Origin of the sequence: Nocardioides sp. SR21, from assembly GCF_022761125.1 — a bacterium.
In the GTDB taxonomy this organism is placed as follows: domain Bacteria; phylum Actinomycetota; class Actinomycetes; order Propionibacteriales; family Nocardioidaceae; genus Nocardioides.
In genome coordinates this window covers 244,461-269,305 of the sequence record NZ_JAKWJR010000005.1, presented here as the reverse complement: position 1 = coordinate 269,305, position 24,845 = coordinate 244,461, and the positions used below count along the sequence as shown (strand labels likewise).

Genomic DNA, 24,845 nt, shown 5'->3' with positions numbered 1-24,845 from the left:
GGCCATGTCACGCGTCGACCGCGCCGGCCTCGTCGCCGGGTCCATCCGCCTCGCGTCCGGAGTCTCGTTCCTCGTCTCCCCGGTGCGGGCGAACCAGCTCTGGGGCGACAAGGACGAGGATCCGGTCCCGACCACACGGCTGCTGCTGCGCTCGATGGGCTACCGCGACGCCCTGATCGGGGGCGCTCTCGTCGTCACCTCGCTGCGCGGCACCGACACCCGGCGCTGGTTCCTCGCCTCCGGTGGCGCCGACGCCGCCGACCTGCTCGGCGGGCTGGCCGTCCACGACCAGATGACCGGGTCCCAGAAGGCGATCGGCCTCGGCGGCGCGGTCGTCGGCATCGGCGTCGGCCTCTGGGGCGCCCTCCGCCCGCGCCGCTGACGCGGAGCGGTCAGTCGTCGGAGTCGTCGAGGGCGGCCGCGACCCGGCGGTGCGCCTCCCAGATCTCCTCGGGCAGGTTGTCGAACTGCTCGAGGTGCGCCTCGCGGAAGCCCATCTCCTGGCGCCACCGCTCGGTGTCGATCGTGAGGAGCACGTCGAGGTCGGCGGCGTCGATCTCGAGGCCGTCGAGGCGCAGCTCGTCCTTCGTCGGGAGTACGCCGACCGGCGTCTCGCGGCCGCTGACGAGACCGTCCTTGAGCTGGCACAGCCACAGCAGCGCGCGCAGGTTCTCGCGGTAGCCGGGCCAGCGGAAGTGGCCGTCCTCGGGGTCGCGCTGGAACCAGTTCACGTGCGCGAAGATCGGCTGGTCGGTCGCCTGGCCGATGATCCGCAGCCAGTGCGCGGCGTACTCGCCCTCGGAGTAGGCCATGAACGGCCGCATCGACATCGGGTCGTAGCGCAGCTGGCCGTCGACGCCCTCGGCGGCGAACGTCGCCTCGGCGCCGAGCGTGAGGCCGTCGTACACGCCCTCGGCGAGGTCATGGATCGCACGGACCAGCGGCTCGCGGTCGCTGGTGCGGCCGCCGAAGATGATCGCGTCGATCGGGACGCCGGCGGGGTCCTCGAAGTTCGACGCGACGTTCGGGACGTTGGCAAGCGTGGTGGTGAAGCGGCTGTTCGGGTGCGCCCACGGGGAGGTGTCGCCGGGCTCGCGCTCGGAGATCAGCTCGCCCTTCCAGTCCTGCCACCCGGTCACGTCGGCGGGCGGCTGCTTGGTCTTGCCCTCCCACCAGACCTCGTGGGTGCCGGGGTTGTAGGCGACGTTGGTGAAGATCGCGCCGCTGCCCGGCTGGATCGAGTCCAGGGCGGTCGGGTTGGTCTTCTCGTTGGTGTCCTTGGCGACGCCGAAGACGCCGTTCTCCGGGTTCATGCCGTAGACCCGGCCGTCGTCCGGATTGACCCACAGCCACGCGATGTCGTCGCCGTAGAACTCGACGCGGTACCGGTCGCCGAGCGCGTCCGGCGCCAGCGTCATCGCGAGGTTCGTCTTGCCCGACGCACTCGGGAAGCCGCCGCAGACGTGGTAGCGCTTGCCGGTCTGGTTGTCGATGATCCCGAGCAGCATGAACTGCTCGGCGAGGAAGCCGCCCGACGCCCAGCCGTCGTAGCAGGCCTGGCGCAGGCCGTGCGCGATCTTGCCGAGCAGCGCGTTGCCGCCGTACGACGACCCGTAGTGCAGGATCGTCCGCTCGTCGGCGACGGTGACGAAGTAGCGCTGGTCGTCGGGCGTGCCCTGGCCGAGGTTCGGCAGGTCGCCGGTGACGTGCACGGCGCGCACGAAGCTGTCGGGCTCGGCGAGCTCGTTGACGTACTGCGCGCCCACCCGCGACATCCGGATCATGTGCAGCACGACCGTGCGGGTGTCGGTGAGCTCGACGCCGGCGGCGAACTGCTCGAGCGGCGAGCCCGGAGGGGCCATGAGGTACGGGATCACGTACATCGTCTTGCCACGCGAGGTGCCGCGCATCCGCTCGATCAGCATCGGCTTCATCTCGTCGGCCGGGCGCCAGTTGTTGTAGACGCCCCGGTCGTCGGGGTTGCTGGTCGCGACGATCGTGCGCTCCTCCGAGCGCGCGGTGTCCTTGTGGTAGCTGCGCGAGTAGTAGAGGCCCTCGCCGGCGGGCAGCAGCTCGCCCGCGTCGAGCGCCTCCTGCACCAGCCGGGCGTCGTCGGCCGCGCTGACGACCTCGATCCGCTCCGGCTCGGTGATCGCCGCCCAGTGCGCGACGTACTCACGCACCTGGGAGTTCGTCACGCCCGCTTCATCCAGCACGCTCTGCACATCGACCATGAACTGCACGCCTTTCGGTCAAGCCCGTCCGTTGCGGCACCGTACCCACCCTGCCGTCTCCCGGCACCGTCGGGTAGGGACCAACGTCACCTCGGCCGCCGATGCCTCCCATCACGAGCAACGCCGTTCCGCACCGCCGGGCGCGCTCCTAGCGTGGCGGCATGTCCGTCACGTGGCAGGCCCGGATGGTCACTCCGGCCGTCGACCTCACCGCCCCGATGTTCCGCCGTACCGTCGAGCTCGACGCCGGCCACGGCCCCGTCACCGAGGCGCTGCTGCACGTCAGCAGCCTCGGCGTGCACGAGGTCCGTCTCGGCGGTACGCCGGTCGCCGCGGACGTGCTGTCACCGGGGTGGAGCGCCTACGAGTGGCGGCTGCGCTACCGCACGCACGACGTCGCCGCTCTCCTCGACGACAGCACCGAGATCACCGCGACGCTCGGCAACGGCTGGTACCGCGGCCGGCTCGGCTTCCAGGGCGGCCGGGCGCTGTACGGCGACCGGCTCGGGCTGATCGCTCAGCTGGAGGTCTGCTTCGAGGACGGCCACCGGCAGGTCGTGGGCACCGACCACACCTGGGAGGCCGGGCCGTCGGAGACGCTCGCCGACGACCTCTACGACGGGCAGACCATCGACGCCCGGCGCCGCGAGACGTTCGCGGCCCAGGGGCCCGAGTCGCAGTTCCACCCGGTCCACGAGCTGCCGTTCGACACCGGTCTGCTGACGCCGTACGTCGGCCCGCCGGCGGTCCGTCACGAGTCCCTGCGCCCGCAGCGGGTCTGGACGTCACCGTCCGGCCGGACGCTGGTCGACTTCGGGCAGAACCTCGTCGGCTGGGTGCGGTTCAGCGCGCGCGGCCCGCGCGGCGACGAGATCCGGCTACGGCACGCCGAGGTGCTCGAGGACGGCGAGCTCGGGGTGCGGCCGCTGCGCGACGCGCAGGCCACCGACCGGTTCATCCTCAGCGGCGGCGACGACACCTTCGAGCCGACGTTCACGTTCCACGGGTTCCGGTACGTCGAGGTCACCGGGCCGGTCGATCCCGCGTCCCTGGAGGCGGTCGTCGTGCACTCGGACCTGCGCCGGACCGGCACCTTCGCGTGCTCCGACCCGGACCTCGAGCAGCTGCACCGCAACATCGTGTGGGGCCTGCGCGGCAACGTCCTCGACGTGCCGACCGACTGCCCGCAGCGCAACGAGCGGCTCGGCTGGACCGGCGACCTCGCGGTGTTCGCGCCGTCCGCGGCATACCTCTACGACGTCGAGGCGTTCCTCTCCGACTGGCTCCTCGACCTCGCCGTCGAGCAGGCGCACGCCGACGACCAGGTGCCGTTCGTGGTGCCCGACGTGCTCAAGAAGGTGCCGCACCCGAAGGGCGTGCCGGCGCCGGACACCGCCGCGATCTGGAGCGACGCCGCGGTCTGGGTCCCGTGGGCGCTCTTCGAGGCGTACGGCGACGCGTCGGTCCTCGAGCGGCAGTGGGACTCGATGGCCGGGCACGTGCGGCGCGTCGAGGCGCTGTCCTCGCCGAACGGCCTGTGGGACACCGGCTTCCAGTTCGGCGACTGGCTCGATCCCGACGCTCCGCCGGACCAGCCGTGGGCGGCGAAGGCGGACCCGTCCGTCGTCGCGACCGCCGCCAAGTACCGCTCCGCGCGGATCCTCGCCGACGCCGCCGTGGTGCTCGGGCGCGACGACGCGGAGTTCCGCGCGATCGCCGAGCGCACGCGGTCGGCCTTCAACGAGGCCTACGTGAGCGCCGACGCAACGATCACGTCCGACTGCACGACCGTCTACACGCTGGCCATCGTCTTCGGCCTGCTCGACGAGGCGACGTCGCAGCGGGCCGGCCGACGGCTCGCCGAGCTGGTGGCCGCGAGCGGGCACCGGATCTCGACCGGGTTCGCGGGCACGCCGTACGTCACCGAGGCGCTGACGCGCACCGGCCGCGTCGACGACGCGTACGGCCTGCTGATGCAGCGCGCGTGCCCGTCGTGGCTGTACGCCGTGACGATGGGCGCGACCACCGTGTGGGAGCGCTGGGACTCGATGCTCCCCGACGGCTCGATCAACCCCGGCGAGATGACCAGCTTCAACCACTACGCCCTCGGCGCGGTCGCCGACTGGATGCACCGCACGGTCGCGGGCATCGCGCCTCTCGAGGCGGGCTACTCCCGCGTGCTGGTCGCGCCGCGCCCCGGTGGCGGGCTGACCTGGGCCGAGGCCTCGCTCGAGACCCGGCACGGCACCGTCTCGGTGCGCTGGGAGCTCACCGACGACGAGCTGGACGTCGACGTCACGCTGCCGCCGGGTGTCACCGGCCTGCTCTCGCTGCCGGACGGGACCGAGCGCGAGCTCTGAGCGTCAGAGCCCGGCGAGGGTGTCCTCGACCCAGTCGGCGATGTACGCGTTGATGTGCGGCATGTGGTCGAGGCCGACGTGCTCGGCCGCGCCCTCCTCGACGGTGAAGATCCGCAGCTCGCGCTTCGGGCTGTTCACCGCCTGGTCGTAGGACTGGTGCGCGTAGTCGACCGAGATCTGACGGTCGTTCGCGCCGTGCGCGATGAGGAACGGCACGGTGATCTTGTCGACGACACCGTTGAGGTTGACGCCCTCGGCGTACGCGATGAACGTGTCGACATCGTCGAAGCCCCACACCCAGAGCACGTGCTCCCAGTAGTGCGGGACGGGGTTCTCGCCCTCGCGCTGCAGGCGCTTCTTCTGCACCTCGCCCCAGTTGTGGTTGGCGCCCCAGACCGCGATGAACCTGATCCGCTTCTCGAACGCCGCGGCGCGCGGGACGTAGTAGCCGCCGAGCGACCAGCCGACGAGGCCGATCCGGTCGCTGTCGACATCCGCGCGGGACTCGAGCCAGTCCACCTGGGCCTTCGCCCACTCCTCGGACTCGATGCGGGACGTGAGGTCCTGGAAGCGGAGCGCCTCACCGGACCCGGGGTTGTCGATCATCAGCACCGAGACGCCGCGCTCGCGCATCTCCTGCGCCCAGCCCGACGTGTACATGTGCTCCTTGGTGGAGTCGAGGCCGTTCCACATGATCACGGTCGGGACCGGCTCGCCGGCCTTGCTGGCGTTGGAGAAGTACGCGGGCAGCGTGGTGCCCTCGAAGGGGATCTCCACGCGCGTGGTCGCCGGGTCGGCGATCTCGAAGACCTTCTCGAACGCGTCCAGCGCCTGCTGGTAGAACTCGCGGCGGCCGGGGTCGGTGTTGCTCAGCATCCGCTCGGCCTGGCAGATGTAGAGGCCGGAGCGGTACCACTGCTGCCCCGCCGTACGCAGGTGGCCGGCTGCCTCGGAGGCGCGCGCCTGGTCGGCGACCTGGTCGGCGACGGCCTTCCACGACTGCATGAAGATCGTGCTGCCCGAGTCGACGTCGGCGGCCTCGCGCGCGGGCCGGCAGGCCCGGTCCACCTCGTCGATCGCGCCGCCGTTGTTGAGCGTGGCGCAGACGCCGAGGTTCCAGACGTACTTGGGGCCGGTGAAGTACTCGAACATGTCCCCGACTGTGCCGGGCGTCACCCGTGAGCGGAACCTGCGACTCGTGATGCGAGGTATCGGCGCAAGGAGGCACGTGTCACAGCGCCGATCTCGTCTGGAGCCAGGTGGATCGGGCACCGATGGACATGACCAACGACAGCACGGACAAGGCGGCTCAGGCCCGCGAAGGCATGTTCGACAGCGTCGCCGGCAAGGCGAAGGAGGTCGTCGGCGCGGTCACCGGCAAGGACGACCTCGTCGAGGAGGGTCAGCTGCAGCAGGCCGAGGCCCGCAACCGCAAGGAGGCCGTGGCCGACGAGGCCGTCGCCGACGCGAAGCGCGCCGAGGCCACCCAGGAGATCCGCGAGGCCGACCGGGAGGCGGCCCAGCGCGAGACCACGGCGCGCACCCAGGCCGCCCGGGAGAAGTCCGTCGCCGAGCAGCAGCGCGCCACCGAGCACGCGGCCGCCGCCGACGCCGCCGACCGGCAGGAGGCCGCGGGACGCGCGGCCGCCGAGCGCGAGGCCGACGCGCTGGCCGAGCGCCGCCTCCGCGAGGCCGAAGCGCTCGAGAAGGACGCCGACCGCACCGAGCAGCAGACCGCCCAGGAGACGGCTCGCCTCCAGCGCGAAGCCGCCGCCGCCGACCAGCAGGCCGCGCAGCTGCGCGACCAGATCACGAAGTGAGGACCACCATGATCCGCACCCTCATCGCCCTCCCCTACGAGCTCGCCCGGCTGCCGCTGGCCGTCGTCGGCAACACCCTGTCCGGCCGGTTGCCGGACGACGCCCCGATCCGGCTCGGCCTGGACCGGGTCATCGGCACCGCCGACACGCTCGCCGGCTCGATCCTCCGCGACGACGAGATCGCCACGCGCGGCGCGGACCGGCTCGACCGGTCCGCCAAGCTCGCGACCGCAGCGCAGCTCGAGGACGAGGCCGGCGTACGGCGTGACCGGGCGCGCGAGACCGCCGCCGCCGGCCGTCGTCAGGCGGCCCGCAAGCGCACGGCCGCCCAGAAGCGCGCCGCCTCCGGCCTCGAGGAGGCCGACGTCGCCGAGGCTCGAGGCAAGCAGCAGGCGAAGGCCGCCGCGACCAGGACCGCCGCGGCCAAGAAGGCGGCCGCGAACGAGAAGGCCTCGACGCGCACCACCTCCGCCGAGCAGCGCAAGAGGGCCGCCACCTCCGCCGCCACCGCGAGGAAGAAGACCCGCCAGGCGAAGCCGAAGTCCGAGCTGGAGCAGGCGCGCGAGACCAAGCGGGCCGCCGCCGAGGCACGCGCCGACGCCGCGCGCCTCAGCGATCTCGCCGCAGCCAAGAAGCGGGAGCGCAAGAACAGCTGAGGCGGTCGGCGCCCGCGTGGGTGGTTGAATCCTGTACATGCACCTGGGCGTCGACAGCTTCGTCTCCACCGTCACCGACCCGAGCACGGGCCACGTGGTCGGGCCCGTGGAGCGGATGGAGCACCTGCTCGAGGAGATCGAGCTCGCCGACCGCAGCGGGCTCTACTCGTTCGGGATCGGCGAGCACCACCGCAGCGAGTACTACGACTCCGCGCCGCCGGTCATCCTCGCGGCCGCCGCCGCCCGGACCGAGCGGATCCGGCTCGGCAGCGCCGTGGCCGTGCTGAGCGCGGTCGACCCCGTGCGCCTGTTCCAGCAGTTCGCGACCCTCGACCTGATCTCGAAGGGCCGGATCGACCTCGTCGTGGGCCGTGGCTCGTTCACCGAGGCGTTCCCGCTGTTCGGGCTCGACCTCGCCGACTACGACACGCTCTTCTCGGAGAAGCTCGAGCTGCTCCTCCGGATCCGCGACGAGGACGAGGTCACCTGGTCCGGCCGGCACCGGCCGCCCCTGAACCGTCAGCGCGTCTACCCGCGTCCGGTCCAGGACCCCCTGCCGATCTGGGTCGGGGTCGGCGGTACGCCGGAGTCGTTCGCGCGAGCCGGTTGGCTCGGCCTGCCGCTGATGGTCGCGATCATCGGCGGTGAGCCGCGCCAGTTCGCCCCGCTCGTCGACCTCTACCGTCGCGCCGGCGCCGAGGCCGGACACCCGCCGGAGCGGCTGAAGGTCGGCTTGCACGTCTTCGGGTTCGTCGCCGAGAGCACCGCGACCGCCGCGGACACGATCTACCCCGGCTGGCACGAGATGTTCACCAAGGTCTCCCGCGAGCGCGGCTTCTCCGCGCCGAACCGGCAGCAGTTCGACGCCACCTCCGGACCGAACGGAGCGTTCTTCCTCGGCGACCCACAGACGGTCGCCGACAAGATCCGCCGGGTCTCCGAGCAGCTCGGCGGCGTCGACCGGCTGTCTCTGCAGATGACGAACCCTCGTCTCGCCCACGGCGACCTGCTGCGGGGCATCGAGCTGCTCGGCACCGAGGTGGCCCCGCTCGTCGCCGACATCTGATGCCAGGTATCGCGAAGCGCTGCTTCCGGAAGTGACGTAGGCGACGTTCGCTGGTCCCCATGAGCGAGTTCCTGTGGGGCGCTGCCGGCGCCGGCCACCAGATCGAGGGCGACAACGACAACAGCGACACCTGGTTCGCCGAGCTGGTGACGCCCACGGTGTTCCAGGAGCCGTCCGGGAAGGCGTGCGACAGCTGGAACCGCTGGCGCGAGGACATCGGCCTCGTCGTCGCGATGGGCCTGACGGCGTACCGCTTCTCGGTCGAGTGGGCCCGGGTCGAGCCCACCGAGGGAGCCTGGGACGAGGAGGCGCTCGACCGCTACGAGGCGATGGTCGACGAGTGTCTCGCGCAGGGACTGGCACCGGTCGTGACGTTCAACCACTTCACCGCGCCGCACTGGTTCGCGATGCGCGGCAGCTGGCTCGACCCCGAGGCACCCGCGCTCTTCGCGCGCTACTGCGACAAGCTGATGGAGCGCTTCGGCGACAGGATCGCGTACGCCGTCACGCTGAACGAGCCGAACCTCCCGCACCTGCTGTCCTGGCTGAACCTGCCCGACTTCGTGCGCCAGGTGGAGCGGGCGACGCTCGAAGCGGCGAGCGAGAAGGCAGGGGTGCCGGCGTACCGCCTCGCGAACGTCGTGCTCCCCGAGGAGCTGACCCCGATGGAGGACGGCCTCGAGGCCGCTCACGTCGCCGCCCGTGCGGTGATCAAGGCGCGGCGGCCCGAGCTGCCGGTCGGGTTCTCGCTCGCGGTGATGGACGACGTCGTGGAGGGCGACGACGCGTCGGTGCGCGACCGCAAGCGCGCGGAGGTCTACCGGCGCTGGCTGGAGCTGGCCCGCGACGACGACTTCCTCGGTGTGCAGAACTACGAGCAGGTGCCGTACGACGGCGCCGGCCAGGTGCCGCCCGCGGAGGGGGTGCCGGTGAACCAGATGGGCACCGCCATCGAGCCGCTGTCGCTGGCGGGCGCGGTCCGCTACGCGCACTCGGTCGCGGGCGTGCCGATCCTGGTCACCGAGCACGGCATGAGCACCTCCGACGACACCCAGCGCGCGGACTTCCTCGAGCCGTCGCTCGCCGGCCTGCACGCCGTGATGGACGAGGGCGTGCCGGTCCTGGGCTACATCCACTGGACGCTGCTCGACAACTTCGAGTGGGTCTTCGGCTACCAGCACCAGCTGGGGCTGCACGAGGTCGACCGGGAGACGTTCGAGCGCACGCCGAAGCCGAGCGCCGGTGTCTATGCCGCGTTGGTGAAGTCCTTCCGGTCGTGACCGGTCTGCGGATCCGGCCTCGTTGCCGGGTCGTCGTCGACAACGACTGGGCCGGTGACCCGGACGGGCTGGTCGCCCTCGCGCACCACCTGCTGTCGCCGGCGAACCGGGTCGTCGCGGTCACCAGCACCGGGCTTGACCCGAGGTTCGGCTCGCCGCGGTCGATGCCTCCCGACGGGGCGGCCGTCGCCCACGAGCTGGTCGAGCTGCTCGGCCTCGACGTACCCGTGCATGGCGACGGCGGCCGGGCGATCGTCGACGCCGCGCTCGCCGACGACGACCTGCCGTTGTACGTCGTCTGCGGCGGTCCGCTGTCCAACGTCGCCGAGGCGCTCGCGACCGACCCCGCGATCGCGACCCGGATGCACCTGGTGTGGGTCGGCGGCAGCATCGACCCCGGTCGGGAGGAGTACAACCGCGACACCGACCCCGAGGCCGCGACCGCGGTCTTCGACCACGCCTGCCTGCCGATCACGCAGTTCCCCGTCGAGAGCTACCGCCAGGCGGCGGTCACGGTCTCCGAGCTGGAGCGCTGGCTCGGGGACGCCGGCGAGGTGGGCGAGTTCCTGTGGCGGCAGTACGTCGAGCTCCCGCTGCCCGACTTCATCGAGCTCGGCGAGGTGTGGCCGCTCGGCGACAGCCCGCCGGTCCTCGTCACCGCCCTCGACGACTCGACCTGCACCTGGACGGGGTACGACAAGCGGCGCGTCTGCACGGGCGTCGACGTACGCCTGCTGGTCGGCGACCTGGTCGCGAAGCTGTCGCTCCACGCGGGAGTTGAGTAGGAGTACTCAGCCGGTCGGCCCCGCTCGCGGCGAGACTCGCACCATGCGCATCTCGTACGTGCTCGGCGTCGTCCTGGTGTCCCTCGCGATCGGCGTCTGCATGCTGCTCGGCAGCCTCGGATGGTTCGCCGTCGGGTTCGGGATGATGACCGACTGCACGAACAACTACAGCTGCACCGAGACCGGGTGCCCGCCGTGCGGCACCACGGAACGCTGGATCAATGCCGGCGGGATCACCCAGTGGATCCTGGCCGGAGCCGGTGTCGTCGTGCTGGTCCTCGGCGCCCGCAGCGGGCGCGCGGCCACGCTCATCGGCGGCGGCGCGGTCCTGCTGGTCGTCTCGACCCTGACCATCGTCGGCACGACCTGGCGGGCGAGCGAGTCCTTCTGCCAACCCGGCACTCGGGGCTACGACACCAGCTACTGCTCCATCAGCAGCTGACCGGTCAGGCGGCGGGCCGCACGATCTGCTGCAGCGCCCAGCGGTTGCCGTCGGGGTCGGTGAAGTAGACGAACCGGCCCCACGGCTGCTCGTCGACGCCCTCACCGTCGACGCCGCGCCCGCGCAGGTCGGCCAGCGCCGCGTCGGCGTCGTCCACGACGACCTGGATGAACTGCGACGACCCGGTCGGCATCATGTCGAGACCGATGCCGAAGCAGATGGAGCAGGCCGACCCCGGCGGGGTCACCTGCACGAAGCGCAGGTCCGGCGAGACCACCTGGTCGTGGTCGACGCTCCAGCCGAGCGTGGTGCCGTAGAACTCGACCGACCGGTCGACGTCCCCGACGGCGAGTGGGATGAGCTCGATCCTGTAGTCCATGGCTCCACGCTAGGAGCCGATCAGGTCAGTTCCTGACCGCTATCGAGCCCGGGTCGCGTCCGCGATCGCCTTGTGCGAGACGTGCGCGGTGAGGCCGCCGTCGATCACCAGCTCGGCGCCGTTGTAGTACGTCGAGTCGTCGGACACGAGGAACACCACCGTCGGCGCGATGTCGGCCGGCACGCCGACGCGGCCGAGCGGGATCTCCGCGACCGCGGCGTCGAAGAACGCGTCCGGCGCCGACTCCATCAGCGGGGTGTCGATGAGGCCGGGCATCACCGCGTTGACCCGGATGCCGCGCGTCGAGCCGAGCTCGAGGGCGGCCGAGCGGGTCAGGCCGCGCAGCGCCCACTTCGAGGAGGTGTACGCCGCCGCCGCGTGGCCGGAGACCGCCGCCACCGAGCAGATGTTCACGATCGACGACCCGGGCGGCATCAGCGGCACGAGCGCCTGGATGCCCAGCATCGGCCCGGTGACGTTGATGTCGAACGTCTGGCGCCAGGCGTCCAGCGACACATGAGGCAGCCGCTCGCGGGCGGCCACGCCGGCGTTGTTGACCAGCGCGTGCACCGCGCCGTACTCCTCCCGCAGGGACTCGGCGAGGGAGGCCCAGCCCTCCGGGTCGGTCACGTCGAGGTGTCGCCCCTCGAAGGGGAGGACGTCGGTGCCGACGACCGTGGCCCCGGCCGCGGCCAACGCCGAGACCTCGGCCGCACCCTGGCCGCGGGCCGCGCCGGTGACGACGACGACCTTGCCGGACAGGTCACCCATCAGACCGGCGGAGCGACGAAGACACCCTTGTCGGGGTCGTTGAACGAGTCGCGGGCGATGATCTCCGACATCGGGTCGGCGGTGCCCCAGACGTCCTGGGTCATCGGGTCCGCGATGTCGTAGACCGCCGGGTGCCACTCGTCGGTCTCGATCTTCTCGAGCTCGGTCGTGTACTCCATGGTGTTGCCCGACGGGTCGAGGAAGTACGTGAACGTGTTGTTGCCGGCGTTGTGGCGGCCCGGGCCCCAGATCTTCTTGATGCCGGCGCGCATCACGCGACCGGTGCCGCGCATGTACTCGTCGAGTCCGCGCATCTCGAAGGACACGTGGTGCACCGAGGTGTGCGGGCCGCGGGCGATCGCCAGGCTGTGGTGCCAGTCGTTGCACCGCATGAAGTGCATCATCTCTCCCATGTGCTGGCCCCAGAGCGTGTCCGACAGCTTGAAGCCGAGGACGTTCGCGTAGAAGTCGCGGGTCCTGTTGGGGTCGTTGCTGTTCATCACCGCGTGCGAGATGCGGACCGGGATCGCCTCGCCCTCCTCGATCGCGCGGTGCTGCCGGGTCTCGACGTCGGTCGAGATCTCGATGGTGCGGCCGTCGATGTCGAAGAAGCGGAAGCCGTAGCCGCCGCCGGCGGTCTGCAGCTTGTCCGGCTCGCTGACCAGCTGCACGCCCTGGCTGCCGAGCTTCGCCGCGAGCGCGTCCACGCTCTCGACGCTCTCGGAGCCGAAGGAGATCAGGTCGAGGCGCTTGTCCTCGCCCTGGCGCAGCCGGATCACGTACTGCTCCGGCGACCCCTCGGCCGCGAGGTACGACAGGTTGCCGTCGGTGCCGACCTCGGTCAGCCCCCAGGTGTCCTTGTAGAAGCTGCGCTGCGTCTCGTAGTCGTTGACCGCGAGGTCGACGTGGCGCAGGTGGGTGATCCCGTGCTCGTTGAGGTGGCTCATGACTTCTCTCCCTGTCGTGTGGTGCGGTCCAGCAGCTCGATGAGGTTGCCTTCGGGGTCGGCGACGTAGGCCATCCGGACCCCGGGCTCGGGTGAGGGGCGCGGCGACATCCGGTCGGCCGCGCCGGCGGCGACGAGCGCGTCGTACGCCGCGTCCACGTCCGGTACGTCGACGGCCACGTGCCCGAAGCCGCGGGTCAGCGCGGCCTCGACCGGGCTCGCGGCCTGGAGGCCGGCGGTGTTGCCGGCGCGGGTCAGCAGCTCCACGCGGTGTCCGTCGGCGGAGCACAGCATCGCGCCCCGGAGGTCGACGTGGTCGAGCGCGAACTCGAACTCGACCGCGAGCTCCAGCGACGAGCAGTACCAGGCGGTCATCGCGTCGAGGTCGGCGACGTTGAGGCCGACGTGGTCCAGCCTCATGCGACGACCACCGTGCGGACGTTGGTGAACTCGCGGACGCCCTCGGCGGACAGCTCGCGGCCGTAGCCGCTGCGGCCGATGCCGCCGAACGGCAGCCGCGGGTCGGAGGCGACCATCGCGTTGACGAACAGCGCGCCCGAGCGGATCCGCCGGCCGACCGCCAGCGCGTGCTCGGACGAGCCCCACACCGAGGCGCCGAGGCCGAACGTCGTCGCGTTCGCGAGCTCGACCGCGTGGTCGTCGTCGCGGGCGCGGGTGATCGTGGCGACCGGGCCGAACGTCTCCTCGTCGAACGCGGTCATGCCGGGCGCGACGTCGGTGAGCAGCGTCGGCTCGACGTACCAGCCGGGACCGTCGATCGCGCGGCCGCCGACGACGAGACGGGCGCCCTGGGCGACGGTCTCGGCGACCTGGCGCAGGATGCCGTCGCGCAGGTCCTCGCGCGCCATCGGCGCGATCTCGAGCAGGGACATGTGGTCGACGAACCGCTCGAGGAACGCGTCGGCGACGTCCTCGTGGACGATGAACCGCTTCGCGCACACGCAGCTCTGGCCGGTGTTGGTGAACCGCGCCTTCACGGCGGTCGCTGCGGCGACCTCCAGGTCGGCGTCCGCGAGGACGACGTACGGGTCGGATCCGCCCAGCTCCAGCACGGTCTTCTTGATCGAGGCGCCGGCAACGGCGGCGATCGACGAGCCCGCGCGCTCGCTGCCGGTCAGCGTGACCGCCGCGATCCGCGGGTCCTCGACCACGCGGCGCGACACCTCCGCGACGTCGTCGGCCGCGACGACCAGCGAGCGGAACAGCCCGGCCGGGGCACCCGCGTCCGCGAACAGCTCCTCGATCGCCAGCGCGCAGCCGGTGACGTCCGGGCTGTGCTTGAGCAGTGCGGCGTTGCCGGCCGCCAGGGCGGCGGACGCGAAGCGGAGGACCTGCCAGAACGGGAAGTTCCAGGGCATCACCGCGAACACGACGCCGATCGGCTCGTACGACAGCCACGACCGCGACGCACCCGACGCGACCTCGTGGTCGGCCAGCCACGCGGGCGCGAGGTCGGCGACGACCTCGCAGTTCCACGCGCACTTGTCGATCTCGCCGAGCGACTCCGCGAGCGGCTTGCCCATCTCGGCGGTGATCAGCGCGGCGTACTCCTCGCGCCGCTCGGTCAGCAGCTTGCCGACGCCGCGCAGCAGCGCCAGCCGCCCGTCGAGCGGCGTCGCGGCCCAGACGCCGCTCGCGGCGTGCGTCTCGGCGAGGGCCGTCTCGACGCCCGCCTCGTCGTGCGCGTCGTACGCCGCGAGCTCCTCGCCGGTCGCGGGGTTGCGGGTGACGACCTGCACGTCAGACCTCCTCACGCACGCGGCGCCGGGCGGGGGCGACGGCGGCGACGGGCTCCTCGCCCGCCACGACGGTGTTGCGGATCGTGCCGAGCCGCTCGATGGTCATCTCGACGACGTCGCCGACCTGCAGGGGCGGCGGGGTCAGCGAGCCGGTGCGGCCCCACGACTCGGCGAGCGAGCCGGAGGCGCAGGTGCCCGAGGCGAGCACCTCGCCGGCCTTGACCCACGACGCGCGGGACGCGTGCGAGACGAGCTGCTCGAACGACCAGCCCATGTGGCCGGACCGGTCGCCGCCGATCCGCTCGTCGTTGACCTTCACGGTCATCTCGAGGTCGAGGAAGCCGTCGGTGTCGCGGCAGTCGTCGAGCTCGTCGGCGGTCACCACCCACGGGCCGATCGTGGTCGCGAAGTCCTTGCCCTTCGACGGCCCGAGCTTCAGCGACATCTCCTTGCCCTGGACGTCGCGCGCGGACCAGTCGTTCATCACGCAGTACCCGCCGATCGCGGCCCGCGCCTCGCCGGGCGTCACGTCGCGGACGTCGCGGCAGACGATCGCGGCGATCTCGAGCTCGAAGTCGAGCCGCTCGGTGTCCGGGGGCATCGCAATGTCGTCGTACGGGCCCGTCACCGCGTGCGGCGCCATGAAGAGGAAGACGGGGGCGTCGTACCAGGCGGCCGGCGGGCCGGGGTTGCCGTGGCCGCGCTCCATGCCGTCGACGTGCGCCTCGAACGTGAGGAAGTCGCGCATCGCGACCGGGTAGACCGGCGGCAGCAGCACGATCTCGTCGAGCGCGTACCCGTCGCCGGCGGCCGCGACGTCGGCCTGGGAGTCTCGCCACTCGGGCGACTCCGCGAGCAGCTCGACGAGGTCGTAGCCGGCGTCGAACGGGTGCACGCGGAGGTGGTCGCCCTGACCGAGCACGAGGCCGACCTGCCGCAGGTGCGGCTCGTCGGTGTGCCGGCGGAAGGTGGCAAGACGCATCAGTGGTCACCACCGAACGGTCGTCGGGCGTCCCGCACCCCGGCCACGCACCCCGCGGCGTTGCCGTCGCTCGCTGGACGACCCGGTACGGCTTCGCTCCGGCGCCTTGCGATGCACGCACCCGGAGCACGGGCCACCCATGATGACCGTTCGGCGGCAACCACGACTCAGCCGATCGTCTCGTAGAAGGCGCGCTCGCGGGTGGCGAGCACGGGGATGGCCTGGTCGAGCGCGAACTCCTTGAAGTGGTCCGAGGCCCAGTGCGCGTCAGCCGCGGCCTGGTCGTCGTAGATCTCGAACAGACGGAACACGAGCGGCTCGGCCGGGTCCTGGAACGCCTGGTAGACGCGGTTGCCGGGCTCCTCCCGCGACAGCGGGCCGAGCTTCTCGATCGCGTCGAGCACGACGCCCTCCTGACCGGGCTGGGCGGTCCAGGTGGCGCTGACGACGAAAGCCATGGGTGTCTCCTGTGTGCGGTTCGTGGCATGGGTGTTCCAGTGCTGGCCCGATCACGCTAGGTCGGCTCGGAGGGCCCGCGGAAAGCACTGGCGGCTATGGCAGGCATCACTCCGATCGGGGTTCTGCATCCCCGCGACCGGCGGTTTCCTGTGACGGACCACACAGGGCGGCCAGCGGGGCCGCCGTCGAGGACCAGGAGAACTCATGACGTCCCGTTCCAACACGTTGGGCAAGGTGGCCACCGCCGCCCTCGCCGTCGGCAGCCTCGCGCTGCTCGCGGCCTGTGGCAGCAGCGACACCCAGCCCGCCGCAGGCAGTGACTCCGACTCGGGTTCGGGCGACACCAAGACCCTCGTCTTCTCGCCGTTGGCGCTGAAGATCCCCGCCATGCAGCAGCTCTCCGAGGGCGTGAAGCACTACGCCGAGGAGCAGGGCTACGAGGTGGTCATCCAGGACCCCAACCTCGACCCGCAGAAGCAGGTCACCGACCTGCAGACCGCGATCGAGAGCGGGAAGGCCGACGCCGTCTGGGCGATCATGGTCGCTCCCGAGGCCGCCGCCTCGCTGCTGCCGATCGCGCAGGAGAAGGGCGTCCCGATGGTCGTCAACGGCACGCCCGAGGCGTACGGCATGGACGGCATGCAGTCCGGCATCTCGTTCGCGACCATCGACTACGCCGCCCAGGGTGAGGCCGCCGGCACCGAGCTCGGCAACTGCATCAACGAGAAGTACGACGGTCAGGCCAAGGTGCTGTTCGCGGAGTCCACTCCCGGCACCGCCGGCAAGGAGGAGTACGAGGGCGCCGTCAAGGACACCCTCGCCGCGACCGCTCCGGACGCCGAGATCGTCACGACCATCACCGTGACCGACCGCGGCGCCGCGCAGACCGACGTCGGCAACGCGCTCCAGGGCAACCCCGACATCAACGCGGTCTTCGCCCAGAACGACGAGGGCGCGCTCGGCACCGTCGGCGCGTTCAAGGCCGCCGGCAAGGACATCCCCTGCATCACCGAGACCGGCGGCAACGACGAGACCCTCGCCGCCGTCGAGAGCGGCGACCTCTACGCCGTGGTCGCGCTGCAGTTCGCCGACGACATGACGCAGAACGTCGACAAGCTGACCGAGATGCTCGAGGACCCGGAGGCCGAGGGCGTGCAGCTCGTCACGCCACAGAAGGTCGTCAAGGCGGAGAGTTGAGCATCGTGACCAGTTCAGAAGCGACCGTGGCCGGGGCTGGCAACAGCCCCGGCTCGGCGCCGGCCCCGGCCGGCGCCGGCCAGGACATGCCGCGCGCGGTGTCGGTCCTGGTGTTCTTCCGTGACCGCGGCATCTTCGTGCTGTGGGGGCTGCTGATCGCGGTCTTCGCGTTCTGGTGCTCGCCGTACTTCTTCAAGGTCGACAACGCGCTGCTGATCGCGAACGCCGCGGCGCTGACGGCGCTGTTCGCCGCCGGCGTCGGCATCGGGATCATGACCGGCGTCCTGGACCTCTCGCTCCCCGGCACCGCCGCCGTCGCGAGCTGCGTGTGCGGCTGGGTGCTGACCCACGGTCACGCGACCTGGCTCGGCCTGGCCGCCGGTCTCGCGACCGGCGTCGTCGTCGGCATGGTCAACGGGCTGATCACGATCCGTGGCTTCAACCCGATCATCGTCACGATCGGCACGCTCTCGGTGCTCTCGGGCCTGGCCGCGGTCATCGCCGGCGGCTACACGTTCCCCGGCCTGACGCAGCTCGAGTTCATGGGCACGCACCGCTACCTCAAGGTGGGCGACAGCTTCGCCGGCATCCCGGCTCCGGTGTTCATCGTCGCGGCGGTCTTCTTCGTCGGCACGATCTTCCTGACCCGCACCCGAGACGGCATCCGGCTGATGGCGGTGGGCGGCAACGCCGAGGCGGTACGCCGCGCCGGCATCCACGCCGACCGCTACAAGGTCCTGGGCTTCGTGCTCTCCGGCGTGCTCGCCTCGCTCGGCGGCCTGGTCAGCACCGCGGTCGTCACCGAGGCCAACCCCAACGCCAGCCCGCAGATCATCTTCAACGCGCTGACCGCGGTGGCGCTGGCCGGCGTCGCCCTCACCGGTGGCCGCGGCAGCCTGCCGCGCGTGCTGGTCGGCGCGCTGATCCTCGCCACGATCAGCAACGGCCTCACGATCCGTGGCGTCCAGCCCTACTGGGCCACGGTCTGCACCGGCGCGCTGCTGCTCGGGTCGCTCCTCGTCGAGCGGCTGCTGCAGACCGCCGTGTCCGAGCGGCTGATGACCGCGAACCTCTCCGTCCACGAGAAGAAGGTCTGACATGGGTACGCCCGCTCTCGCCCTCTCGGGCATCGAGCTGCACTACGGCTTCGTCCGCGCCCTCGACGGCATCGACTTCCACGTCGAGCCCGGGGAGGTCGTCGGCCTGCTCGGCGACAACGGCGCCGGCAAGTCCACGCTGCTCAAGGTGATGTCGGGGGCGCACCGCCCCTCGCACGGCACCATCCACGTGCACGGCGTGGAGCAGTCCTTCCACGCGCCCAGCGATGCCGCCGACGCCGGCATCCAGATGGTCTACCAGGACCTCTCCCTGGTGGAGCCGCAGGACATCGCGACCAACCTCAACCTCGGCCAGGAGACGCTCCGCCGGGGGCCGCTCGGCTGGCTGGGGTTCGTCGACCGCAAGGAGATGCGACGTACGTCGGAGAAGGAGCTGGACCGCCTCGGCGTCCGTACGGCGCCGATGACCCGGCCGGTCGAGATGCTGTCCGGCGGCCAGCGCCAGGTCGTCGCCCTGGCCCGCAGCGCCATCCGCGTGAACGGTGAGTCGCAGGGCATCCTGCTGCTCGACGAGCCGACCGCGGCACTGGGCTACGAGCAGACCAAGAACGTCGAGAGCCTGATCCGCCGGATGGCCGACTCGGGCATCGCGATCGTCGTCGTCACCCACGACCTGCCGCTCTGCTACGAGGTCACCGACCGGATCGTGATCCTCAACCGGGGCAGGAAGGTCGCCGACCTGCCCACCGCCGGCGCCGACCGCGACCACATCGTCGGCTGGATCACCGGCTCGCGGCCCTCGATGTTCGCCGAGGCGAGCGCGTGAGCCTGCACCCGTCGTACGTCGAGCGGTTCCCGCTGCTCGACGGCATCGAGTCCTTCGAGCAGCTGATGTCCGACCCGGCGCTCGAGGAGCGGTTCCACGCGTACATGCAGTGGCGCGACGCGACGCCGCCGCCCGCGGTCGACGCGGAGGACCGCAGGGTGCCGGGTCCGCACGGTCCCGTGCCGGTGCGCATCTACACGCCCGACACCGCCGGGCCGCACCCCGCGCTGGTCTGGATGCACGGCGGCGCGTTCATGGGCGGCGACCTCGACATGCCCGAGGCCGACCGCACCGCGCGCGAGGTGTGCCGGCGCGCCGGTGCCGTCGTCGTCAGCGTCGACTATCGGCTGGCGGTCGGCGGGGTCCACTACCCCGTGCCGCTTGACGACGTCGTGGCCGTGGTGCGGTGGGTCCGCGACGGCGTGACCGGCCTCGGCGTCGACGGCGCCCGGATCGCCGTCGGCGGTGCCAGCGCCGGCGGCAACCTCGCGACCGGGGCCGTGCTGCGGCTCCGCGACGAGGACGACTGGCTGCCCGCGCTGCTCGTGCCGGCGTACGGCGTCTTCCACCCGACCCTGCCCCCGGTGCCGGCGGCCGTCGACGCGATCCTCGCGACGGTCCCGCCGATGCTGCGGTTCACCGCCGAGGGCACCGCCGGCATCACCGCCAACTACCTGGGCGCAGCGCCGGACACCGCCGACGGCTACGCCATGCCCGCCCTCGCCGACCTCACCGGTCTATGCCCGGTCCTGATGGTCGATGCCGAGGGTGACGACCTGCGCGGCTCCGAGGAGCCCTTCGCGCAGCAGCTGACCGCGGCCGGCGTGCCGCTGCGGCGGCACGTCGTCCCCGGCGTCATGCACGGGTTCCTCAACCTGCCCGCCGACATCGAACCCGTCGGCCACGCCTTCCAGCTCATCGCCGACGCCGTCGCGGCGCCCGTCCTCACTGCCTAGGAGCTTCACATGTCCGACCTCACCCGTGTCCTCGTCGTCGGTGGCGGCATCACCGGCGGCGTCCTGTCGCTCGCCCTGCGTCAGCGCGACGTCGAGGTCGTCCTCGTCGACCAGCGCTCGACCCTCGGCGGCGTCGGCCACGGCATCACGCTGCAGGGCAACGCGCTCAAGGCGTTCCAGTCGGTCGGGATCTACGACCGGCTCGCCGAGCGCGGCTTCCCGTTCAGCCACCTGCGGCTGCGCACCGCCGACGGGCACGTGATCGCCGAGATCCCCACGCCGCCGATGGGCGGTCCGGACCTGCCGGGCACGATGGGGGCGGTCCGCGGCGACATCGCCGGCATCCTCGCCGAGGAGGTCGAGAAGGCCGGCGTCGACGTACGCCTCGGCAGCACGATCACCGCGATCGACGACCACGGCGACTCCGTCACCGTCACCCTGTCGGACGGTTCGACGGAGACCGTGGACCTGCTGGTCGGCGCCGACGGCATCCGCTCGAAGGTGCGCGGCATGATCGGGATCGACGCCGAGCCGACGCCGGTGGGCATGGGCATCTGGCGCACGATCGCCAAGCGGCCCGCCGAGATGGACTGCTCGGAGATGTACTACGGCGGCCCGAAGTACAAGGCCGGCTACACGCCGATCTCCGAGGACCTCTGCTACGCCTTCCTGCTCGAGGAGAACCTCGACCAGTCGTACCTCGGCGAGGGCCCGCGCGGCGCCGAGCTCAAGGAGCGCGGCCAGGGGTACGGCGGCACGTGGGGCGCGATCCGCGACAGCCTGCCGGACGACGCGGTCGTCAACTACCAGTGGATCGAGGCGATCTGCGTCGACTCCCCGTGGCACCGCGGCCGGTCGATCATCATCGGCGACGCCGCCCACGCGTGCCCGCCGCTGATCGCCCAGGGCGCGGCAATGTGCGCCGAGGACGCGGTGATCCTCGCCGAGATGCTCACCTCCGGCGCACCGGTCGACGAGGTCCTGCCGGCGTTCATGGAGCGACGCTTCCCGCGCGTGAAGATGGTGCTCGACAACAGCCTCACCCTGGCCGAGTGGGAGATCCACCCCGAGACCGAGGGCGCCGACCCCGGCCGGATCATGGGCCAGACGCTGCACGCGCTGGTGGCACCGGCGTGATCGAGCGCGGCGCCGAGGGCTTCGAGGAGGCGCGGGTCGACCGGATCTTCAACCGGCGCCTCCCCGACCGGCAGCCGGCCGCGGTCGTGCGACCCGAGACGGAGGCGGACGTGGTGGCCGCCGTACGTCTCGCGCGCGACCGCGGCTGGCGGGTCACCGTCCGCTCCGGCGGGCACAGCTGGGCGCAGTGGTCGGTGCGCGACGACGCCCTGGTCATCGACCTCGGCGGCCTGCAGGAGATGGCGTACGACGAGGCCACCGGCATCGTGACCGCCTCGCCGTCCACGAAGGGCGGCGCCGAGCTCGCGCCGTACCTCGCCGAGCGCGGCCGGTTCTTCCTCGGCGGCCACTGCCCGACCGTCGGCATCGGCGGCTTCCTGCTCCAGGGCGGCCAGGGCTGGAACGCCCGCGGCTGGGGCTGGGCGGCGGAGTACGTCGTCGCCGTCGACGTCGTGACCGCGGCTGGCGAGCTGGTGCGCGCCGACGCCACGCAGAACCCCGACCTGTACTGGGCCGCGCGCGGCGCCGGCCCCGGCTTCCCGGGTGTGGTCACCCGGTTCCACCTCCAGACCCGCCCGCTGCCGCGGCACTTCGCGCACACCGTGCAGGCCTTCCGCCTCGACGACTTCGACGAGGTGATGACGTGGCTGCACGACACCCACGCCACCGTCGCGGACACGGTCGAGATAGTCGCGCTCACCAAGACCGACCCCGACCTCGGCCCGGTGCTGCTGGTGACCGCGCTGGCGATGGTCGACGACGAGCACGAGGCCGACCAGGCGCTCGCGCCGTTCCGCAAGAACCCCGCGCTCGATCGCGCGCTCCTCGTGCTCGACAACGAGCCGACCACTCCCGAGGCCGAGCGCGCCCGCCAGCTCGAGGACAACCCCGAGGGACATCGCTGGGCGGTCGACAACGCCTGGCTGTCCGGCCCCGCGTCCGAGGTCGTCCCGGCGATGCGCCGCGCCTACACGACGCTGCCGAACGAGAAGGCCTTCACGATCTGGTTCAGCATGGCGCCGCTGCGCGAGCTGCCGGACATGGCGTTCTCGGTCCAGTCCGAGATCTACCTGGCGGCGTACGTCCCCTGGGAGGACCCGGCCGACGACGAGACCAACCAGGCCTGGCTGGCCGCGGCGGTCGCCGACCTCGAGCCGGTCACCGCGGGGCAGTACTTCGGCGACAGCGACCTCCGTCGCCGCCGGCACCGGTGCCTCTCCGACGAGGCGTGGGCGCGGCTGCAGCAGGTGTACGCCGACCGCGACCCGGAGCGGCTGTTCGTCGGCTACCTCGCCGACTGACCTCGAGCCCGCTCCCTAACATCGGGTAATCCCAACGGCGGACGGCCTCGGGGGCGAACGCGCGGGTACTCCTCGTACATCCGCACTTTCGCATCTCGCCCGAGGGAACGAGGTCGCCATGTCCCCCACACGCACGTTCGCGACGTGGGCCGTCGCCATGGTGCTCGCCGCGACCGCCGCCACGGCTTCCGTCTCCTCGTCACCGGCGGCGTCCGCACCGCGGCAGGGTGAGCTGTTCGTGGTCCTGGCGGTTCCCGGCGTGACGTACGCCGTCGAGGTCGACGGCGAGGAGAAGGGCGAGGCCGGCGTCGGCGAGGTCTTCGGACCGTTCGCGCTCCCCTCCGGCGAGCACACGGTCCGGTTCGTGCCTGGCCAGGGCCAGCCGCTGACAGCGACCGTGACGGTTCGACCCGACCGCAGCAGTGACCTCGTCCTCCACCTTCCGGCGGAGGACGGCGGCGACCCGGTCGCCGACATCTACCAGGTCTCGACCACCGCGCTCGCGCCCGACACGGCGCGCGTGCTGGTCGCGCACACCGCGACCGTGCCACCCGCCGACGTGCGGGTGGACGGCAAGACCGTGTTCGAGAACATCGCGAACGGCGAGTTCGCCGTCGCCGACGTACCGGCCGGCCCGCACAGCGCGGAGCTGGTTCCCGCGGGTACCACCCAGGACCCGATCCTCGGCCCGCTCGACGTGGATCTGCCGGCCGGCACCGTGACGATGGTCTACGCCGTCGGCTCGCCGCAGAACGGCTCGATGAACGTCATCACCCACCAGGAGCAGGCCCGCACCGCCTCGACGGTGCGCCCCCGAGTGATCGCCACGGGCACGGCGGGCCTGGTCAGATGGCACCCGGTGACGTTCGGGGCGGGCTGAGGCCCCGTGCGCTCGCGCCGCCTCACCTCGCCGGTCCTCGTGCTGGTGCTCGGCATGACCGCCTGTGCCACCGGCACGGACGGCGACAGCGGCGGAACGCCTCCTGCCGCGGACCGCTCGCTCGACGCCGGCGCGGCGCAGCGGGCCGGGGCGCCGCCCGCAGAGCCGCCTGCGAGTGTGCGGCTGCCCAGCGGGACCGTCGTACCGGTCAGCCCGGCCGGGACGACCCGCAACGGACTGCTCGACGTGCCGCGTGACATCGCGCAGGCCGGGTGGTGGCCGGGCGGCTCGAAGGTCGGGGATCCCTTCGGGTCGACCCTGCTCGCCGGCCACGTCGACGCCGTCGACCAGGGGTACGGCGCCTTCGCCGAGCTGCTCGAGGTCCGGGCGGGTCAGCGGATCCGGCTTCGCTCCCGCCACCTGCAGCAGGTCTTCACGGTCGAGTCCCGGTGGCTGGTGCCCCGAGACGGCCTCGCCGACGCCGACCGGATCTTCTCGGTGCGCGGTGCGCGGCGCCTGACCTTGGTCACCTGCGCCCCGCCCTACGTCGCCGGCGACGGGGGCTACCAGAACCTCGCCGTCGTGACCGCCGTGGCAGCCGACGACGTGCACCGCCGGGGCCGGACGTGAGGCCCACCTCGCGAGCCGTCGCCCCGAGCCATCCGGCTCGAGCGCGCGGGACCGCCCGGCGGCCGCGGCCGCGCTGGGTGCCGCGGATGGCTCCGCCGCCCGAGGAGCCGCCACCCGCGGAGCCACCGGTCGCCGTACCCGCTGCCGACCACGGCGAGCCCCCGCGTCGCACGATCCGCCGGAAGGTGGTGGCGGCCGTCGCCGCGGTGGTGGTCGTCGATGCGCTGCTGGTCGCCTGGGCGATCGCGTCCGCCGAGGACGAGGCGGTCGTGAACGGCCCCGAGCGGCTGGTCGCGCCGAGCACCATGCCGACCCAGGGCTCCTTGGTGGTCAGCGAGGTCCGCGCCGACGGCACGGTCGCGGTCACGCAGTGGATCCGCGGACCCGAGCCACTCGGCTCGGTCACGTTCTCCAGCCCGGCCACGTCGGAGCGCGTCCGGGTCACCGACTCCCAGCTGGTCGCCGAGGACGGCACCGTGCTCGCGGAGGGGTTCGGCGCCGGCGCCACGTCGGAGCGCGTCCCGGTCGACGGCCCGAGCCGGCTGGTCCGGGCGACGTACGTCCTGGACGGGGTGACGGAGGTCAGCTCCGACGTGCCCGGGCGGCTGCTGGTGCAGGCCGTCGCGCTTCCTGCGGTCGCTGCCGACGACGCCGGCCCGGTCGTCGTGGAGGTCGCGGGCGCGGAGGCGGACAGCGTGGTGCGCAACCTCGCCTGCTCCGACCCCGGATCGTCGGTCGCGATCCAGCGTCCGTGCGGCTCTCCGGACGGCTCCGCCTGGCGGGTCCGCCTGACGGGCGGCCACCGGGACGAGATCGTGACCGCCCAGGTCGACCTGCCCTAGCGGCCGCGCGCTGTGGGCCCGACCGATCCGGCGCGTGACATCTGGGCGATCTCCGTCCGTTGATGCCTACCGCGGAGT

Annotated in this window: 26 protein-coding genes; 17 read left to right on the top strand and 9 right to left on the bottom strand. The window is 72.1% G+C overall.

Going from position 1 to position 24,845, the window contains the following annotated elements:
• Positions 1-4 precede the first annotated feature (4 nt).
• Entirely contained in the window at positions 5-382 is a 378-nt protein-coding gene (locus tag MJ604_RS11595; RefSeq protein ID WP_243058487.1) for a DUF4267 domain-containing protein, read from the top strand.
• Positions 383-392: 10 nt separating this feature from the next.
• Here the strand turns inward: MJ604_RS11595 and MJ604_RS11590 are convergent, their stop codons facing one another.
• Positions 393-2,234 carry a phosphoenolpyruvate carboxykinase (GTP) gene (locus MJ604_RS11590; RefSeq protein WP_279235783.1) on the bottom strand — a complete coding sequence of 614 codons (1,842 nt, stop codon included), beginning with the start codon at positions 2,232-2,234 and terminating at the stop codon, positions 393-395.
• A gap of 161 nt (positions 2,235-2,395) precedes the next feature.
• On the opposite strand from MJ604_RS11590, the gene MJ604_RS11585 reads away from it, so the two are divergent.
• Positions 2,396-4,594 (top strand): family 78 glycoside hydrolase catalytic domain, encoded by a 2,199-nt coding sequence (locus MJ604_RS11585; protein ID WP_243058485.1) that lies wholly within the window; start codon positions 2,396-2,398, stop codon positions 4,592-4,594.
• Between the two features lie 3 nt (positions 4,595-4,597).
• Here the strand turns inward: MJ604_RS11585 and MJ604_RS11580 are convergent, their stop codons facing one another.
• The gene (locus MJ604_RS11580) at positions 4,598-5,746 is read right to left on the bottom strand and encodes a S9 family peptidase (RefSeq protein ID WP_243058484.1); all 1,149 of its coding nucleotides are present in this window, start codon (positions 5,744-5,746) and stop codon (positions 4,598-4,600) included.
• Between the two features lie 128 nt (positions 5,747-5,874).
• On the opposite strand from MJ604_RS11580, the gene MJ604_RS11575 reads away from it, so the two are divergent.
• The 6 genes from MJ604_RS11575 to MJ604_RS11550 are packed head-to-tail and all read left to right on the top strand — an operon-like array spanning position 5,875 to position 10,643.
• The gene (locus MJ604_RS11575) at positions 5,875-6,414 is read left to right on the top strand and encodes a hypothetical protein (protein WP_243058483.1); all 540 of its coding nucleotides are present in this window, start codon (positions 5,875-5,877) and stop codon (positions 6,412-6,414) included.
• An 8-nt stretch (positions 6,415-6,422) separates the two neighbouring features.
• Positions 6,423-7,070, top strand: a complete 648-nt coding sequence (locus MJ604_RS11570) for a hypothetical protein (RefSeq protein ID WP_243058482.1) — start codon at positions 6,423-6,425, stop codon at positions 7,068-7,070.
• 37 nt (positions 7,071-7,107) lie between these two features.
• Positions 7,108-8,136, top strand: coding sequence for an LLM class flavin-dependent oxidoreductase (locus tag MJ604_RS11565; RefSeq protein ID WP_243058481.1), 1,029 nt, complete (start codon positions 7,108-7,110; stop codon positions 8,134-8,136).
• Positions 8,137-8,195: 59 nt separating this feature from the next.
• Positions 8,196-9,416 carry a glycoside hydrolase family 1 protein gene (locus MJ604_RS11560; protein ID WP_243058480.1) on the top strand — a complete coding sequence of 407 codons (1,221 nt, stop codon included), beginning with the start codon at positions 8,196-8,198 and terminating at the stop codon, positions 9,414-9,416.
• A complete protein-coding gene (locus tag MJ604_RS11555) occupies positions 9,413-10,201 on the top strand; it encodes a nucleoside hydrolase (RefSeq protein ID WP_243058479.1) in 789 nt (262 codons plus the stop codon). The genes MJ604_RS11560 and MJ604_RS11555 overlap by 4 nt, the downstream gene beginning before the upstream one ends.
• 43 nt (positions 10,202-10,244) lie before the next feature.
• On the top strand, positions 10,245-10,643 hold the full coding sequence (locus tag MJ604_RS11550; protein WP_243058478.1) for a hypothetical protein: 399 nt from the start codon (positions 10,245-10,247) through the stop codon (positions 10,641-10,643).
• A gap of 4 nt (positions 10,644-10,647) precedes the next feature.
• On the opposite strand, the gene MJ604_RS11545 is transcribed toward MJ604_RS11550, so the two are convergent.
• From MJ604_RS11545 to MJ604_RS11515, 7 genes are all read right to left on the bottom strand, one after another.
• The gene (locus MJ604_RS11545) at positions 10,648-11,022 is read right to left on the bottom strand and encodes a VOC family protein (protein ID WP_243058477.1); all 375 of its coding nucleotides are present in this window, start codon (positions 11,020-11,022) and stop codon (positions 10,648-10,650) included.
• A gap of 39 nt (positions 11,023-11,061) precedes the next feature.
• Positions 11,062-11,793, bottom strand: a complete 732-nt coding sequence (locus MJ604_RS11540) for an SDR family NAD(P)-dependent oxidoreductase (RefSeq protein WP_243058476.1) — start codon at positions 11,791-11,793, stop codon at positions 11,062-11,064.
• Entirely contained in the window at positions 11,793-12,740 is a 948-nt protein-coding gene (locus MJ604_RS11535; protein ID WP_243058475.1) for a VOC family protein, read from the bottom strand. The genes MJ604_RS11540 and MJ604_RS11535 overlap by 1 nt, the downstream gene beginning before the upstream one ends.
• Positions 12,737-13,159: a VOC family protein gene (locus MJ604_RS11530; protein WP_243058474.1), complete on the bottom strand. Its 423-nt coding sequence runs from the start codon at positions 13,157-13,159 to the stop codon at positions 12,737-12,739. Before MJ604_RS11530 ends, MJ604_RS11535 begins: the two co-directional genes overlap by 4 nt.
• Positions 13,156-14,499 carry an NAD-dependent succinate-semialdehyde dehydrogenase gene (locus MJ604_RS11525; protein WP_243058473.1) on the bottom strand — a complete coding sequence of 448 codons (1,344 nt, stop codon included), beginning with the start codon at positions 14,497-14,499 and terminating at the stop codon, positions 13,156-13,158. The genes MJ604_RS11530 and MJ604_RS11525 overlap by 4 nt, the downstream gene beginning before the upstream one ends.
• Before the next feature lies 1 nt (position 14,500).
• Positions 14,501-15,481: a fumarylacetoacetate hydrolase family protein gene (locus tag MJ604_RS11520; protein ID WP_243058472.1), complete on the bottom strand. Its 981-nt coding sequence runs from the start codon at positions 15,479-15,481 to the stop codon at positions 14,501-14,503.
• Between the two features lie 167 nt (positions 15,482-15,648).
• Positions 15,649-15,939 carry a putative quinol monooxygenase gene (locus tag MJ604_RS11515; RefSeq protein WP_243058471.1) on the bottom strand — a complete coding sequence of 97 codons (291 nt, stop codon included), beginning with the start codon at positions 15,937-15,939 and terminating at the stop codon, positions 15,649-15,651.
• A 205-nt stretch (positions 15,940-16,144) separates the two neighbouring features.
• Between MJ604_RS11515 and MJ604_RS11510 the strand changes: the two genes are divergently transcribed.
• The 9 genes from MJ604_RS11510 to MJ604_RS11470 all read left to right on the top strand — a co-directional run bounded on the left by MJ604_RS11510 (position 16,145) and on the right by MJ604_RS11470 (position 24,767).
• Positions 16,145-17,137 carry a sugar ABC transporter substrate-binding protein gene (locus tag MJ604_RS11510; RefSeq protein ID WP_243058470.1) on the top strand — a complete coding sequence of 331 codons (993 nt, stop codon included), beginning with the start codon at positions 16,145-16,147 and terminating at the stop codon, positions 17,135-17,137.
• Between the two features lie 5 nt (positions 17,138-17,142).
• Positions 17,143-18,234, top strand: coding sequence for an ABC transporter permease (locus MJ604_RS11505; RefSeq protein ID WP_243058469.1), 1,092 nt, complete (start codon positions 17,143-17,145; stop codon positions 18,232-18,234).
• Position 18,235: 1 nt separating this feature from the next.
• Positions 18,236-19,021, top strand: a complete 786-nt coding sequence (locus MJ604_RS11500; protein WP_243058468.1) for an ATP-binding cassette domain-containing protein — start codon at positions 18,236-18,238, stop codon at positions 19,019-19,021.
• A complete protein-coding gene (locus tag MJ604_RS11495) occupies positions 19,018-19,977 on the top strand; it encodes an alpha/beta hydrolase (protein WP_243058467.1) in 960 nt (319 codons plus the stop codon). The genes MJ604_RS11500 and MJ604_RS11495 overlap by 4 nt, the downstream gene beginning before the upstream one ends.
• A 9-nt stretch (positions 19,978-19,986) precedes the next feature.
• A complete protein-coding gene (locus tag MJ604_RS11490) occupies positions 19,987-21,114 on the top strand; it encodes an FAD-dependent monooxygenase (RefSeq protein ID WP_243058466.1) in 1,128 nt (375 codons plus the stop codon).
• Positions 21,111-22,415 carry an FAD-binding oxidoreductase gene (locus MJ604_RS11485; RefSeq protein ID WP_243058465.1) on the top strand — a complete coding sequence of 435 codons (1,305 nt, stop codon included), beginning with the start codon at positions 21,111-21,113 and terminating at the stop codon, positions 22,413-22,415. Before MJ604_RS11490 ends, MJ604_RS11485 begins: the two co-directional genes overlap by 4 nt.
• A 118-nt stretch (positions 22,416-22,533) precedes the next feature.
• Positions 22,534-23,295 (top strand): DUF4397 domain-containing protein, encoded by a 762-nt coding sequence (locus tag MJ604_RS11480; protein ID WP_243058464.1) that lies wholly within the window; start codon positions 22,534-22,536, stop codon positions 23,293-23,295.
• A gap of 6 nt (positions 23,296-23,301) precedes the next feature.
• Entirely contained in the window at positions 23,302-23,925 is a 624-nt protein-coding gene (locus tag MJ604_RS11475; protein ID WP_243058463.1) for a class F sortase, read from the top strand.
• Positions 23,926-24,011: 86 nt separating this feature from the next.
• Positions 24,012-24,767 (top strand): hypothetical protein, encoded by a 756-nt coding sequence (locus MJ604_RS11470; protein ID WP_243058462.1) that lies wholly within the window; start codon positions 24,012-24,014, stop codon positions 24,765-24,767.
• Positions 24,768-24,845 lie beyond the last annotated feature (78 nt).